General features: G+C 28.6%; 11 protein-coding genes. 8 read left to right on the top strand and 3 right to left on the bottom strand.

Annotated elements, in window-relative coordinates:
• Positions 1-184: 184 nt before the first annotated feature.
• The 4 genes from GSH19_RS03940 to GSH19_RS03925 are packed head-to-tail and all read left to right on the top strand — an operon-like array spanning position 185 to position 2,863.
• Complete coding sequence (locus GSH19_RS03940; protein ID WP_237026787.1) at positions 185-622, top strand: MarR family winged helix-turn-helix transcriptional regulator; 438 nt, start codon at positions 185-187, stop codon at positions 620-622.
• On the top strand, positions 609-1,049 hold the full coding sequence (locus GSH19_RS03935) for a GNAT family N-acetyltransferase (RefSeq protein ID WP_237026786.1): 441 nt from the start codon (positions 609-611) through the stop codon (positions 1,047-1,049). Before GSH19_RS03940 ends, GSH19_RS03935 begins: the two co-directional genes overlap by 14 nt.
• 56 nt (positions 1,050-1,105) lie before the next feature.
• Positions 1,106-1,951 carry a hypothetical protein gene (locus GSH19_RS03930; RefSeq protein ID WP_237026785.1) on the top strand — a complete coding sequence of 282 codons (846 nt, stop codon included), beginning with the start codon at positions 1,106-1,108 and terminating at the stop codon, positions 1,949-1,951.
• Between the two features lie 12 nt (positions 1,952-1,963).
• Positions 1,964-2,863, top strand: a complete 900-nt coding sequence (locus GSH19_RS03925; protein ID WP_237026784.1) for a hypothetical protein — start codon at positions 1,964-1,966, stop codon at positions 2,861-2,863.
• A gap of 32 nt (positions 2,864-2,895) precedes the next feature.
• On the opposite strand, the gene nrdI is transcribed toward GSH19_RS03925, so the two are convergent.
• Genes nrdI through GSH19_RS03910 form a run of 3 tightly spaced genes read right to left on the bottom strand, consistent with a single transcriptional unit; the run spans position 2,896 to position 7,873 of the window.
• Positions 2,896-3,366, bottom strand: coding sequence for a class Ib ribonucleoside-diphosphate reductase assembly flavoprotein NrdI (gene nrdI, locus GSH19_RS03920; RefSeq protein WP_237026783.1), 471 nt, complete (start codon positions 3,364-3,366; stop codon positions 2,896-2,898).
• A 59-nt stretch (positions 3,367-3,425) separates the two neighbouring features.
• A complete protein-coding gene (locus tag GSH19_RS03915) occupies positions 3,426-6,443 on the bottom strand; it encodes a YfhO family protein (protein ID WP_237026782.1) in 3,018 nt (1,005 codons plus the stop codon).
• A gap of 50 nt (positions 6,444-6,493) precedes the next feature.
• Positions 6,494-7,873, bottom strand: a complete 1,380-nt coding sequence (locus GSH19_RS03910) for a hemolysin family protein (protein WP_237026781.1) — start codon at positions 7,871-7,873, stop codon at positions 6,494-6,496.
• 396 nt (positions 7,874-8,269) lie between these two features.
• Between GSH19_RS03910 and GSH19_RS03905 the strand changes: the two genes are divergently transcribed.
• Genes GSH19_RS03905 through carB form a run of 4 tightly spaced genes read left to right on the top strand, consistent with a single transcriptional unit; the run spans position 8,270 to position 14,736 of the window.
• On the top strand, positions 8,270-9,199 hold the full coding sequence (locus GSH19_RS03905) for an aspartate carbamoyltransferase catalytic subunit (RefSeq protein ID WP_237026780.1): 930 nt from the start codon (positions 8,270-8,272) through the stop codon (positions 9,197-9,199).
• Positions 9,192-10,472: a dihydroorotase gene (locus GSH19_RS03900; protein ID WP_237026779.1), complete on the top strand. Its 1,281-nt coding sequence runs from the start codon at positions 9,192-9,194 to the stop codon at positions 10,470-10,472. The genes GSH19_RS03905 and GSH19_RS03900 overlap by 8 nt, the downstream gene beginning before the upstream one ends.
• A gap of 9 nt (positions 10,473-10,481) precedes the next feature.
• Positions 10,482-11,570 (top strand): glutamine-hydrolyzing carbamoyl-phosphate synthase small subunit, encoded by a 1,089-nt coding sequence (gene carA / locus GSH19_RS03895; protein ID WP_237026778.1) that lies wholly within the window; start codon positions 10,482-10,484, stop codon positions 11,568-11,570.
• Positions 11,563-14,736 (top strand): carbamoyl-phosphate synthase large subunit, encoded by a 3,174-nt coding sequence (gene carB, locus GSH19_RS03890; RefSeq protein WP_237026777.1) that lies wholly within the window; start codon positions 11,563-11,565, stop codon positions 14,734-14,736. Before carA ends, carB begins: the two co-directional genes overlap by 8 nt.
• Positions 14,737-14,831: the final 95 nt, after the last annotated feature.

The following is a 14,831-nucleotide window of genomic DNA, read 5'->3' as shown; positions in this document are numbered from 1 at the left end:
AAAACCTCCAACGATTGTTATTTATTGCACAATCTTTTATATGACATTATCTTATCATCTTTCATTTGCTAATACTATTATTTACTCTTTTAATATAACTTAAATTATATTTTAGTGGATAAAAGCCACTAAAATATTTTATAATTTAAAAATAGAAAGAAGTGATTTTATTTTAAATGAATTAATGATTAATGATATACGTAATTTTAATCGTAAGTATACGCAGTTGTTAGGTTTGTTAAATAAAAAAGTATTTAATACTGATTTTTCATTAACTGAGGGAAGAATTCTTTTGGAAATTAAAGCAAATTATCAATGTTCTCCACAAATGATTTCTCAAAATTTAAATCTTGATAAAAGTTATACTAGTCGAATTATAAAGTCTTTTGAAAAAAGAGATTTATTAATTAAGACAAGTAATCCAAAAGATTTAAGAGTAAAAAAAATTTTACTTACAGAATTAGGTAATCAATTAACTGATGACATTGATCAAAAATCAATTCAACAAATTCAGCGACTCTTAGAGACATTGAGCGATCAAGAACTGAAAGATTTTTATAAAAGTGTAATGACATTAGAAAAAATTTTATTTGAAAAAGGAGATCAAAATGTGGAAAATTAAAAAATTTGATGAGTTAACAAATCGAGAATTATATAAAATTTATGCACTTAGAAGTGATGTATTTATTGTTGATCAAAATAGAATATATCGTGATCAAGATGAAAATGATTTGAATGCATTTCATATTTTTAAAGAAAAAAATGGTGATTTAGTTGCCTATGCAAGAGTATTCCTTGAATCAGATAAAAATAAGGTAACATTTGGTCGAGTAGTAACAAGTAACTTAGTAAGAGGAACAGGAATCGGTAAAGAGTTAATGAATCAAATTATGAATTTAATTCATAATAAATTCTCAGGATTAACAATTGAAATTGAAGCACAAGAACCAGTTCAAGGATTTTATAAACAATTTGGTTTTAAATCTGTTGGAGATGTTTTTATTCACGCTTCTACTCCTCATATTAAGATGATTCATGATAGAATTTAACCTTAGTGTTTTACTTGATGTTATAATTTCTTTAGAAAAAATTTAGGAGGGAAAGAATGAAAAAGAAAACTTTATTAATTTTAGGTGGGTTTATTTTTGTATTTTCCATTTCAATGAATCTTTATATTAAAGCTGATTATAAGCCAGTCAAAGAAAGTTATTCAACAATTGAAGGATTAAAACTAAATGATGATCAAAAATTATATTATCAACTTACAAAACCAATGAAACAAAAAATTAGGGTAAGTGATAATCATGGAGAAGCAAATCGAGTTCAGTATATAACCTTACCAAAAGGAACAATTATAGATGGTGATGGTGGAATTAGTGATGACACTAGACTAAGATCAGGGGCAGATTTAAGTTATCATTTAATGAAAAAAGTATATAAAAAGAATACATATGGACCTGCTTCAGTTGCATCATTCATGTATAAGCCCAAAAAAATGAAAATTGTAAAAAGGCCAAATTATTTATTAACTGATTCAAATAATTATTTGTTTTTAGGTGGATTAAAAGCATTCTCATCCAATAAATATTCAAGTGATTTATTAAAAATAACTTCAGATGGTTATCTAGAATCTTATCCATATAATCGAATTAATTTTAAAGAAGGAAAAAAAGAAGTGACGCTTAACTATCTTCAAAAACCAGAAAGTATGGGTAAAATTAGATTTGTTAAGTCAAAGGAATCAGTTAAATATTTTTATTTAAAACATCCAATGAAAAATATTGACTTAAAAAAAGTCAAGGTAAATCACAAGACATATTATCGAATTTCATTAAATAATTTAAAAACTCCATATTCTAAATTTGTAACTGATATTCCACTTAGAATTTATGGAGATATTTATAAGATAAGTAATGAGACATATTATACTGAGTTAACTGCTGGTGGTTAAAAGGAGATTAAAATGTTTAGAAAGTTTAAAATAATAGTATCAATGATGATTGTTTTCTTTGCTTTTGGATTATTTAACACTATGAAAGCTGAACAAAATCACACAAGTGATGTTAATTCATCTGATATCAAAAATGATCCTGGAATGTTTAAAAATAATTTTTATCGATTTAATAAAAGTACAAAAGTTTATTTACAACTTTTATCTAAAAAAGATTCAAGAACGATTTATAAAAAAATTAAAATTCCAAAGGGAACTGTTATTACAGCTAAAAAAGAAGAAGAATATATTACACATCAAAAGTATTATAAATTTGGTTATGATAATTTTGATTTAAGCTATCATTTAAAAAAACAAGGAATTAGTTCTAAACTATATGGTGAAGGTATAATTTCATTTCGAATTAAACCAAGTAGTAAAATTTTAACCAAAATTAAAAAGCCTTCGTATGCATTGAGTTATGGTTCAGGTGAATTTATTCCCGGTGGACTATCTGCAATTCATAAGTTACCAAAACGAGATTTTAGTAAATATTATAAAATAACTTCTGATGGATGGATTGAATTATATCGTTATAAATACCACGAATATCCACAAATAAATGAAGATTCATTGGATGGTTATCCTACAAACTCAGTTTTTTATGAATCAAGACCAGATGCATCTTCCAAAATAAAACTAGTTAAGCAAAGTAAAAACAAGAAATATTTTTATATTGATCATAAAATTCCTGGATTAAAAATGCATCATAACAAAAAATCTAAAATTAGTAGATATTATTTTGTGCTTAAAGATAACCGAAAAGCGGTTAGTTATGAAGATAATGCATATGGAGATGATATGGCCATATCTAGTATCTATACAATTGGAAATAAGCCATTTTATATGGTAATAGGAGAAGGATTTAATTAAATAAAAAAGACTATAAAAATTTTTATAGTCTTTTATTTTGCTGTTTTACTTAAATTATTTGTTTTTAATTCATTATAGACACGCACAATGTCCGAGTTACTACCTCTTAATTCAAAGTCAGTTATAAAAGGGGCATTGAACATTTTAGCGTATCTCTTTGCGGTTAGACAGTATTGATCATTAAAATTTTTATTTCCACTACCAATTACACCAATACAATGATCTGCATTGTTTTTATAATCAATATATTCACCCAAAGTGTTGGTCATCAATTCTTTAACTCCATTATCGGTTCCATTACCACCATCGAGGTAAGTTGGAACAAAAGCAAAAAAGTCATTTTCTTCTGCTTCAAAATCGGATTGATCTGAAATTTCAATCGGATTAATTAAAGGATTATCTGATTGTTCTTGATGTTGCTCTTCCGCATATTCAGTTAAGTTTTGAATGAAATATCGAGTATTTCCGGCAACTGAAATATACATAACATTAATAGGTTTCACGATTATCCCTCCATTTATCTGATATCTATATTTTAACTCTAAATTAATGGTAAAACTAATTAATTTTTCTTTGATTTAGGAATATAAATTAGTGAAATAATGATGATTAAAATACCAATTAATGTCGAAATACATCCAATTATAATTCCTGGAGTTTGATAGGTTAATTTTATTTTATGTTTGCCACTTGGAACAACCGCACCGATAAAACCTTGATTTACCAATTTAGTTTTAGTTGGCTTGCCATCAATTGTTAGTTTCCAACCAGATGAGTATGGAATTCTGGTTGTCATTACTGATTTTTGTGATTGATGACTAATTCCCGTGATTTTATTATTTTTAACTTTTATATTTTCAAATTTATTTTTTTGAATTTTATTAATTTGTTTTTGGTAATTTTTATTGAAATCGACTGCGACTAGTTGAACTTTTTTAAAGTTTAAATTTTTAACTCCATTAAATTTAACTTCAATTTTTTTACGATTATCTCGATAATAACCTAAATTAATAACTTTATTATGAATTTTTTGATAATTAGAAAGATTATCATTACCATATTGAGTAAAACCATTTTTAAAGCCATTAGTAGAAGCGGTAAATTTATAATTACCATTAAAAGTATGGAATAAATTTTTTCTAAATGATTGGATTTGATCAATTAATGGGTTACTTAAATTATTTAGAGTATAAATTTTATTACGCATTTTAATTTGTTCATGTGCAGTAAATTCATTACTTTTAACATCATCGACTACTAAGTATAGTTCTTTGTTTTTAATTTGATTTGGATTTTTAACTTTTAAAAAGAATGACATTTGATGACCTAAATTATCAGTAGTCATAGATTTTAAACCATTACTATTTTTAATTTTTGTTCTTTTAATTAAATCTTTATTTTCTTTAATAATATTTTTGACTTTATGATTATGAGCATAATTTTTATTTGGTAAATTATTAGAAACATTTTTATTCTTGATTCTTAACTGATTTACTTTATCGATGCTATCAATTGTTTTTGAAGTATCCATTTGGACAGAATAATTGATATTTTTGGAAGCTTTATTCATTTTAGATGATTTAATACCATTTATTTTGTGTTTTAAAGAAGCACCTTGAATTAAAGCTTGTTCTCGATCAATCGGATTTAATTGATTAAAAATATTTTGATCAATTATTGAATTTTGACTATATAGTAAAGGTAAAGGATTTTTATTTTCTAAAAGAATAGTTCCTTGATTGTCATCATTTTTGATAAATGGATGAGGTGTTTTAAATACTTTTATTTTATTGTTAATCTTTACAGGTTTAAATCCAAATGGAGCTGCTTTATTAAGCTGATTTTCATGAATAAATAAATATTTAACGCCTAAAATATTTAATAAAGAAGTTCGATAATCACCTTGAGCAACCGGAGTATTTAGACTGGATTGATTATTTTGTAATTGATTTGATAATCTTCCTAGATAACCATTTTCAGTTGATAAGTAAGAAGTTATTTCTTTGGTATCTTTAACTAATGAAATATTTGAATTAGTATTCAAAAAATTAGATGGATTATTTACATTATGGTAATTAGCGCCAATTGAAGTTTGATAATTACCTAGATGGTTTTTAACATAATTATCAGCTCCATTATAATAATCTTTAATATAATTAGTAGGAATATCTCGGTCAAGTTGTTGATTAGACCATTTACTTTCGTTTGGATTGAAAAAATCATTCCCTAAAATTGCTAAATTTAAGATCACAATACTAGCGACTAGAAAATTAAGTTTGTGATGTGACCATAAGTTATCTCGACTTAAATAAATACTGATTATTAATATAATAATTAGTAAATATGTGAAATATTGAGTAGCTGATGTATGCTTAATTCCACCTTGAGTTATAAAACTAATCAAAAGAAGGCTAGCAATGCTAGTAACAATAATATTTAAATCTTTTTTATTTAAACGAAATAAGTGATTTAAAAAGAAAACGGTTGCTAAACTCAAAGGTAAAATGGCAATTAGTGTCCATCTATTTGATGGGGTTGAAAATGCATTGAAAATTGCTCCGACAAAGGGGAATAGAGTGCCCAATCCAATTAGAATTAAAGAGATATTTAATGGCCAATATTTTTTAAAGTGAATCATTGTGTACGTAACACTAATAAAACTAATCCCACTAAATCCAAGTAAAAGCCAAAAATTATAATTATTACCAAATGAAAGTAATTGTGCAGGAATTGATAAATAGTAATTTAGTGGATAAAAAAGATATCCATTAGCGAATTCAGAATTAGTTCGAGTAGAATTTAAAACAAAAATAAGTGTTGGAATTAAAATGATTCCACTTAACAAAATACCGGTCACAACTGATCCAGTAATTTTTATAGTTATTTTTAAACATTTCTTTTTAATAGAAGGATAAAGAGAAATGAATCTGATTATAAAATAAAATACACAAGTAATTCCTAAAATATAAGCAAAATAAAAATTACCAATAAAAGTTAATAAAACTGATACGGTTAAAGGAATTAGTGTTTTATTATGTAATGCTTTTTCAATTCCATAAAATAAAAGTGGTAAAAAGATTAATGACAAGATGAAAAAGGGATGATGCATTCCAATTAACATAGAATAGCTAGAAAAAGTAAAAACTAATGCACCAATTGCAAGACTAAATTTTTTTCTAGTAAATAATTTTGCGTATAAAATGAATGCTAATCCAGAACAGTACAGACGTAAAATAATTAAAAATGCATATCCTAATTCTAGTTGCTGTTTTGGAAATAAAATTATTAAATAGTTGAATAAATCGCCAGTTACATAGTAAGAAAAACTAGTTAATTGATCTGCACCTAGACCAATATTAGTAGACCAATTTGAAAGATCAAAAGAAGGATGAGTAATCCAATCTAAAATGTGTTGACGAAAATCAATTAAAATTGGAAAATGCTGCGCCATTCCATCTTGGCTCCATATTAAAGATTTACCTGTTAAGAAAAAAATTACAGTAAAGATACTAATTAAAATTAGAAACATGAATGTATATAAAGCCCATGGATAGTTTAATTTATTTTTTATTTTGTGCAAGGAGGTTTCTTCCTTTCTAATAAAAAAACTGAGGAATTTTCCTCAGTTTTTTATTTTTCATCATTTTCATCATTATTTTTAGTTTCAATAATTGTAACTTCAAACCAATTAATGAATGAATTTTCGTAATCTAAAACTTTTAATTTAAAGTTCGCAATAGTAAATTCGTCACCTTTTTTAATGTGGTGATGATTTTCAATGATAAATCCAGCTAAAGTTACTACATCAGATTCATCAAATTCTTTAATTTCAGTGTTAAAGTATTTTTCAAAATCTGAAGTGTTTAATTTACCATTTACTTGATAAGTACCATTTGGTTGTTTGAAAATGTATTCGTTCATTGATGGATCAATTTCATCACGAACTGTTCCAAATAGTTCTTCATAAATATCTTTATCTGTAATAATTCCAGAAGTACCACCATATTCATCGATGATCACAACAATTGGTTGTCTTTCTTTAATCATTTGTTGAAGTACCATTGTGATAGGAGTACTTTCAGAGGTTGTAGAGATATTTCTAATTAATTTGTCGATTTTAATTGATGAATCAACTTGTGATTGTCGAATTAAATCATAATTAAAAATGTAACCTAAAATTTTATCTTTATCATTATTTGCAACAACTGGAAGACGAGAAAATCGTTCTTGTAGATAGACTTGAATAGCTTCTTTAACAGTTTTAGTAATATCAATTGTAACCAGTTGAGTTCGATCAATCATGATATCTTTTGCGACTTTATCATTTAGTTCAAAAGCTCTTTGCATGTATAAGTAGTCATCTTTTTCTAGAGCTCCGTTTGCAACCGCGTCTTTTGATAAATTAAGGATTTCTGCTTGAGAAAAGTTTTCGGTATTTTCATCAGCAACATGCATTCCAAATAGACGAACTACGCCAGATGAAGTTGTATTTAATAACCATACAAATGGATAAAAAAGAATATGGAAATAGTGAAGTGGTGTAGCAAAGTATTTTAGAACAGTTAGTGGCATATCAATCGAAATATTTTTTGGGACAATTTCAGTAAATACCACTTGAATATAGGTTAATAGAACTAAACCAACTACGGCTCCAATTCCGTGAGCACTAGTTGGATGAATTTCAATTCCAACCAAATTCATAAAAGAAACTAAAATATCAATTACAAATGATTCACCAATCCAACCTAAAATCAATCCAGTTACTGTAACTCCAACTTGAGTGGTTGAAAGGTATTCATTTAAATGAGATACCATATCTAATTGTCGATTTAATTTTTTCTTTTGTCTATCACTGATATCATTGTCATCTAGTAATTCTTCAATTGCACTTGAGCGTGCTTGAACTAGAGCGAATTCACAAGCAACGAAAAATGCTGCTAGTAAAAATGAAACTATGATAACTGATAAATCGATAAACAACGGACCTGTATTCAAAAGATCATTCCTCATTTCAATTTTTTTAATAAACTATCTTTATTTTATATATTATAAACTTATCTGGTGCACTTTGAAATAAATAATTTCAACATAGCAAATACTATCATATTTTATCTTTTTATGTTCATATATAACTTAAAAATATTGACATTTATATTAATTAAATATATGATATCAAACAATAAATAAAATAAATCTGTCGCTTTAATCCAATCCAGAGAGGTTGGTAAGTAACGTTAATATCATTATCTAGAGATATTGCACGTTCATCAAACGGCAATATCTCTTTTTTTGTAAAAAGACAATTAATTGTTTCCAGTGAGAGACCAATTGTAATTAAGATAAAAATAATTGGCTATCACTATCAAAATTTAGTGATAGCTTTTTTTATAGTTTAGGAGGAATTATATGAATGACCAATTGAATTTGACTTCAGTAGAAGATATGTCGAAAAAAGAAGTAATGCATAAATTAAAACTAGCACAAAATTTTAAAAATGGTAAAAGAGTTAATTTGTTACGACCTGTTTATGCAATGAATCTTTTTTTTGAAAATAGCACAAGAACTCATACGAGTTTTGAAATGGCAGAGAAAAAACTTGGAATTGATATTTTACAATTCGATGCCAAAGCAAGTTCTTTAACTAAGGGGGAAACATTGCTTGATACAATTCGTACGATTCAAGCGATTGGAGTTGATTTTGCGGTCATTAGACACCCTCAAAATACATATTATCAGAGTCTATTAGAAAATGATTTATCAATTAGTATTGTTAACGCTGGAGATGGAAGTGGGCAACATCCATCTCAATCACTACTTGATTTATTAACAATTTATGAAGAATTCGGTCATTTTGAAGGCTTAAAAGTTGGGATAGTAGGTGATTTAAATCACTCTCGAGTAGCAAAATCAAACATGCAAATTTTGACAAGACTCGGTGCGACAGTAGTTTTTGCTGGACCAGAGAAGTGGCATAGCGATGAATTTAATAAATATGGTGATTTTATTTCAGTTGATGATTTATTTTCATCGGTTGATGTTGTTATGTTGTTGAGAGTACAAACTGAAAGACTGGAAAAAGAATTTGTCGGATTTGATTATCATGAATATTTTAAAACTTATGGATTAAGCCAAGAGCGTTATCAAACTCTAAAGGGAAATGCGATTATTATGCATCCGGCACCAGTTAATCGAGGAGTTGAAATTCAAAGCGAATTAGTTGAAAGTTCTAAATCAAGAATTTTTCGTCAAATGGAAAATGGAGTTTTTGTTCGAATGGCAATTTTAGCTGATATTTTACAACAAAAAGGATTATTAAAAGGAGCTTTAGATGACTAAATTATTGATTAAAAATGGATATGTTTTTCAAAATAATGAATTTCAACAAACTGATATTGAAGTTAATGATGGAAATATCAGCAAAATTCAAAATAATCTTCAGATAAATAATCAACAAGTTATTGATGCAACAAATCAATATGTAATTCCTGGATTAGTCGATGTCCATGTTCATTTTAGAGAACCAGGATTTGAAGATAAAGAAAATATTAAAACTGGAAGTTTAGCAGCTGCGCATGGAGGATATACAACTGTCTATGCAATGCCTAATTTAAATCCGGTACCTGATTCTGCTGAAAAAATGCAACAAATGATTGATTTAAATCATGAAAATAGTGTCGTTCATACTGAACAGTATTCTTCAATTACTTATGGTCGAACAGGTGATGATTTAGTTGATTTTTCAGCAATGATTAAAAATGGAGCAAAAGGCTTTTCTAATGATGGATCTGGAATTCAATCTGCTAAAACAATGTTAGAAGCGATGAAATTAACTAAAGAAAATAATACTGTTTTAGCTGCTCACGTCGAAGATAAGAGTTTAATGGGTAATGGAGTAATGAATGCTGGAAAAAAAGCGGAATCATTAGGATTACCAGGGATTTCTAATTTAGTTGAAACTGCTCAGTTAGCAAGAGATATTGAGATTGCTCGAGAAACAGGAGCACACTATCATGTTTGTCATTTATCAACGAAACAAAGTGTTGAATTGGTCCGTCAAGCTAAAAAAGATGGAGTAAATATTACTGCAGAAGTTTCTCCACATCACTTGTTTTTAAATGAATCAATGATTGAATCAGATAATGCAATGTACAAAATGAATCCTCCACTTCGAACTTTAGAAGATTGCCAAGCAGTTTTAGCCGGCTTATTTGATGGAACAATTGATATGATTGCAACTGATCATGCACCACATACTGATGAACAAAAAGCTGGTTCAATGATGAATGCAGCTTTTGGAATTACAGGCTTAGAAGTTTCATTGTCATTACTTTATACAAAATTAGTTCAACCTGGATTATGTTCATTTGCACAAATAATTAATTGGATGAGTGTTAATCCAGCTAAAATTTTTAAAAATGAAGTAGCTGGTAGCTTAGAAGCTGGCAAGCCAGCTGATATTACTATTTTTGATCCTAACCAAATTCGATTAGTTAATAAAGAAGAAATGCAATCAAAGGGAAATAATACTCCATTCATTAATCATCAACTAACGGGTGACGTGATGTTAACAATCGTTTCAGGAAAAGTTGTTTATCAAAAAAATAAGTGAGGAATTTTTATGAAAAGATACTTAGTTTTAGAAGATGGTCAAATTTATACTGGTGAAGCATTTGGAGATTTAGGAAATCAAATTGGTGAACTAGTTTTTAGTACAGGGATGTCTGGGTACCAACAATCAATTTCAGATCAATCATATAATGGTGAAATTTTAATGTTTACTAATCCATTAATTGGAAATTATGGAGTGAATGATAAAGATTTAGAGTCATTAAAGCCAACAACTAAAGGAGTTGTAGTAACTCAATTAGCTAGAAAAACTACTCATTTTGAAATGACACAAGATTTAGATGAGTATTGTAAAAGTCATCAAATTCCTGGAATTAAAGGGGTTGATACAAGAGCAATTACTAAGCATATTCGTGAAAAAGGTGCTATGAAAGCAGCTATTTTGAATGATATTTCAGATGTATCGATTAATGATATTAAAACAGCTACTAATGAAAATCCATTAATCCCAACTAGTGCAACTAAAGAAGCTTATCCAGCACCTTCTGATGGTCCAAGAGTTGTGGTTGTAGACTTTGGTTTGAAATATTCAATCTTAAGAGAACTAGCTAAACGTAATTTTGATGTAATTGTTGTTCCCCCAACTACAAGTTATTCTGAAATTATGAAATATGGACCTAAAGGAGTCATGTTGACCAATGGACCTGGTGACCCAAGTGATGTAACAGAAGCAACACTTGAAATGATTCGCAAAGTTGAAAAAGAAGTTCCAATGTTTGGGATTTGTATGGGACATCAATTATTTGCCTTAGCAAATGGTGCTACAACTTTTAAAATGAAATTTGGCCATCGTGGATTTAATCATGCAGTCCGTACTCTTGAAAATGGAAAAATTAATTTCACTTCACAAAATCACGGATATGCAGTAGAACGAAATTCAGTTTACAACACAGATTTAGAAGTTTCTCATGAAGAAATTAATGATGAAACAGTTGAAGGTTTAGTTCACACAAAATATCCAGCATTTTCATTGCAATTTCATCCAGATGCAGCTCCTGGTCCCCATGATGCTGATTATATTTTTGATGAATTTAAAGAGTTAATTCAAAGAAATCAAAAGGAGAATTTATTCAATGCCTAAACGAGAAGATATTAAAAAAATTATGGTAATTGGATCAGGTCCAATTATTATTGGTCAAGCAGCAGAATTTGATTATTCAGGAAGTCAAGCTTGTCTAGCTTTAAAGGAATTAGGTTATGAAGTTATTTTAATTAATTCTAATCCAGCAACAATTATGACTGATAAAGAAATTGCTGATCAAGTTTATATTGAACCAATTACTGAAGATTTTTTAGAAAAAATCTTACGTAAAGAGCGACCAGATGCAATTATTCCAACTTTAGGTGGACAGCAAGGATTAAATTCTGCTGTTGAGTTATCAAAATCTGGTATTTTAGATACTTTAGGCATTGAATTGTTAGGAACTGGCTTAAAAGCAATTAATCAAGCTGAAGATCGAGAAGAATTTAGAGCTTTAATGGAAGAAATTAATGAACCGGTTCCAGAGTCATCAATTGCCACAACGGTTGATCAAGCTGTAGAGTTTGCTAATTCAACTGGTTATCCAGTAATTGTTCGACCTGCCTTTACAATGGGAGGAACTGGCGGTGGAATTGCTAACAATGAAGCTGAATTAATTGAAATTACAGATAATGGGCTTTATTTATCGCCTGCCACACAAGTCCTAATTGAACAAAGTATTGCAGGCATGAACGAAATTGAATTTGAAGTAATGCGAGATGCAAATGATTCTACCATGGTAGTTTGTAATATGGAGAACTTTGATCCGGTTGGAATTCATACCGGAGATTCAATTGTAACTGCACCAGTTCAAACCTTATCTGATAATGAAGTGCAAATGCTTCGTGATGCAGCTTTAAAAATTATTCGTGCATTGAAAGTTGAAGGTGGATGTAATGTTCAATTAGCACTTGATCCAAAAAGTAATAAATATTTTGTAATTGAAGTTAATCCTCGAGTTAGTCGCTCAAGTGCTTTAGCTTCTAAAGCAACTGGATATCCAATTGCTAAAATTTCAGCCAAAATTGCAGTTGGTCTACATTTAGATGAAATTATTAATCCTGTGACTAAAACAACTTATGCTGAATTTGAACCAGCTCTTGATTATGTTGTTACTAAAATTCCTCGTTGGCCATTTGATAAATTTGAGTCAGCTGATCGAACTTTAGGAACTCAAATGAAAGCTACTGGAGAAGTAATGGCATTAGGTCGAAATCTTGAAGCTTCAATTTTAAAAGCAATTCGATCATTGGATATTGATCAAAAAGATTTAAATGATGATAATTTAACTAATTTAAGTCAAACTGATTTAGATAATGGTATTATTCATGCTCGTGATGATCGCATTTTCTACTTATATGAAGCAATTAAAAGAAATTACTCAATTGATAAATTAGCAGAAATGACTAATATTCAAATCTATTATTTAGATATTTTATTACACATTTATGAAATTCAAACTGAATTAAGTACTCATGTTGGTGATCTTGATGTCTTAAAAAATGCCAAAACTTATGGATTTTCTGATCAAACTATAGCAAGATTATGGAATGTTGATTTAGATCATATTAAAGGTTTACGTTTATCAAATAAAATTATGCCAACCTATAAAATGGTCGATACTTGTGCTGGTGAATTTGAAGCTGAAACACCATACTTTTACAGTACTTATGAATCTGAAAATGAAAGTGAAATCTCTGATAAACCATCAGTGTTAGTACTTGGTTCTGGTCCGATTCGAATTGGACAAGGAGTTGAGTTTGATTACGCAACGGTTCATTCCATTAAAGCGATTCAAAAAGCTGGTTATGAAGCAATTATTATTAATAATAATCCTGAAACAGTTTCGACTGATGCAGAAATTGCAGATAAATTATATTTTGAGCCCATTACTTTAGAAGAAGTTATGAATGTCATTGACTTAGAAAAACCAATGGGAGTAGTAGTTCAATTTGGTGGACAAACTGCAATTAATTTAGCTGAACCATTAGCTGATGAAGGAGTTAAAATTCTCGGAACAAAAGTTGAAGATGTTAATCGAGCAGAAGATCGTGATGAATTTGATAAAGTAATTAAGAATTTAAAAATTCCACAACCAGTGGGAGGAACTGCTAGTGATTACAATACAGCAATTGAAATTGCAGAAAAAATTGGTTATCCAGTTCTAGTTCGCCCAAGCTATGTTTTAGGTGGTCGAGCAATGGAAATTGTACATCAAAAAGAAGATTTAAAACGTTATATGCAAAATGCAGTTTTAGTGTCAAATGATCATCCAGTTTTAATTGATAAATACTTAGTTGGAAAAGAATGTGAAGTTGATGCTATCTGTGATGGAAAAGAAGTTTTAATTCCAGGAATTATGGAGCATATTGAAAGATCAGGAGTTCATTCTGGAGATTCAATGGCAGTATATCCAAGTCAAACTTTGAGTCAGCAAGTTAAAAATCAAATTATTGAATATACAACTAATTTAGCTTTATCACTTAATTGTATTGGGTTAATGAATGTTCAATTTGTTGTCCATGATAATCAAGCTTATGTAATTGAAGTTAATCCAAGAGCTAGTCGAACAGTTCCATTTTTAAGTAAGGTTACTGGAGTTTCTATGGCACAAGTGGCCACTCAATTAATTTTAGGTCAATCATTAGATGGGTTAGGATATAATCCTGGATTAATTCCAGAAGGTAAAATGATTCATGTTAAGTCACCAGTATTTTCATTTAGTAAGTTAAATGATGTTGATAGTTTACTTGGTCCAGAAATGAAATCAACTGGTGAAGTGATGGGTTCTGATGTTACTTTACCAAAAGCTCTTTATAAAGCTTTTGAAGCATCTAAAATTCATGTGTCAAATCACGGGAAAGCACTGTTAACGGTTAAGGATTTAGATAAGCCGGAAACAGTTTCATTAGCTAAAAGACTTTCAAACTTAGGCTTTGAAATTTTAGCAACTAAAGGAACTGCAGAATATCTAAATCAAAATGGATTAAAAGTTAATATAATTGGAAAGATTGGTGAACAAAATGATTTAACTAATTTATTAACTAATCAAGAAATTCAATTAGTTGTGAATACAATTGAAAATAATTCAACGAGTTTGGCTGATGGTAGTGCAATTAGGAATCAAAGTATTATGCACGGAGTACCATTACTAACTGCATTAGATACTTTTGATGCGATTTTACAAGTTTTAGAGAGTCAGTCATTTATGATTCAATCAATTTAAAAGGAAGCATTAGGTGCTTTCTTTTTTATTGTTTAAATATTTGATAATTAGACTTCAAAATAGTTGGTCTTATTGAATAAAAATAATATAATGAT

It is taken from the genome of Lactobacillus sp. S2-2, from assembly GCF_021698855.1.
GTDB lineage: Bacteria > Bacillota > Bacilli > Lactobacillales > Lactobacillaceae > Fructilactobacillus.
The sequence above is the reverse complement of the archived record's forward strand: the minus strand, read 5'-3'. Positions and strand labels throughout refer to the sequence as shown.